This is a genomic window from Streptomyces sp. NPDC005195, assembly GCF_040608315.1.
Lineage (GTDB): Bacteria > Actinomycetota > Actinomycetes > Streptomycetales > Streptomycetaceae > Streptomyces > Streptomyces kaempferi.
This window is the reverse complement of the sequence record NZ_JBEXHZ010000400.1, coordinates 1-1,044: the sequence shown is the minus strand read 5'-3', so window position 1 is coordinate 1,044 and position 1,044 is coordinate 1. Positions and strand designations below refer to the sequence as shown.

1 protein-coding gene is annotated in these 1,044 nt (G+C 70.3%); it reads left to right on the top strand.

The window, feature by feature from the left end; genetic code table 11:
• The coding region (locus ABZV34_RS39925) for a discoidin domain-containing protein (protein ID WP_356288362.1) at positions 1-980 on the top strand (980 nt) is incomplete at its 5' end.
• Positions 981-1,044 lie beyond the last annotated feature (64 nt).

Sequence of the window (1,044 nt, the reverse complement as noted above, 5' to 3'; positions counted from 1 at the left end):
CCGGCCCGGCGGGTGAGTGGGAGGTGCCGGACGACGCCAACGGCGTCCCCGCCGAACCCGCCGACCCGGCCAAGGCCGACGGGTACACCCGGGCGTGGAACTGTGTCACCGGGCACAGGGGCGTCGCGCTCGGTGCCACGATGTTCCACTACGGCACCGAGTACGACTTCGGCGGCATCTGGTTCAACCTGCTGCCCGCGGGCGAGAAGAGGCTGTCGTACTACGCCGTGAAGAAGGCGTACGGCGCGGACACCTCCCACGACAACACCCCGCCGGTCATCACCGCCCTGACCGTCGAGGGCGACGCGGCCAAGGTGCCCGCCGGGGGTGACCTCACCCTCTCGGCCAAGGCCACGGACCCCGACGGCGATCCGATCACGTACGAGGTCCTGGACAACAGCAATTACATCGACCAGAGCAAGCAGCTGATCACGCTGCCCTCCACCGACCTCGGCGGCGGCCGGCTCAGGGTGACCGCACCGGCCCGGCCCGGCGTCTGGAAGATCTACGTCAAGGCCAAGGACGGCAAGGGCAACGTCGGTGTCGAGACCCGCTCCGTGCGGGTGGTGCCGCCCGTACCGAGCGGTACGAACGTCGCCCTCGGCAAGCCGGCCACCGCCTCCTCGTCCCAGACGGGCGGCGGTGACTGCCCCTGCACCGCCGCGGGCGCCGTGGACGGCAACCTCACCACCCGCTGGGCCAGCGACTGGAGCGACCCCCAGTGGCTCCGCGTCGACCTCGGCACCCGCACCTCGTTCCGACACGTACAACTGGTGTGGGAGACCTCGTACGCGAAGGCCTACACCGTGCAGACGTCGGACGACGGACAGAACTGGACGACCGTCCGCTCGGTCACCGACGGAAACGGAGGCGTCGACGACCTCGACGTCCCGGGCACCGGCCGGTATGTGCGCGTCAACGGCACCGCCCGCGGGACCGGATGGGGCTACTCGCTCTACGAGTTCGGTGTCTACCGCTGATTCGGGGCTCGATGGGAGAGCGCTCTATCCCGGCGCAGCACGCGGCGGTTAGGGTGCGGGGCAT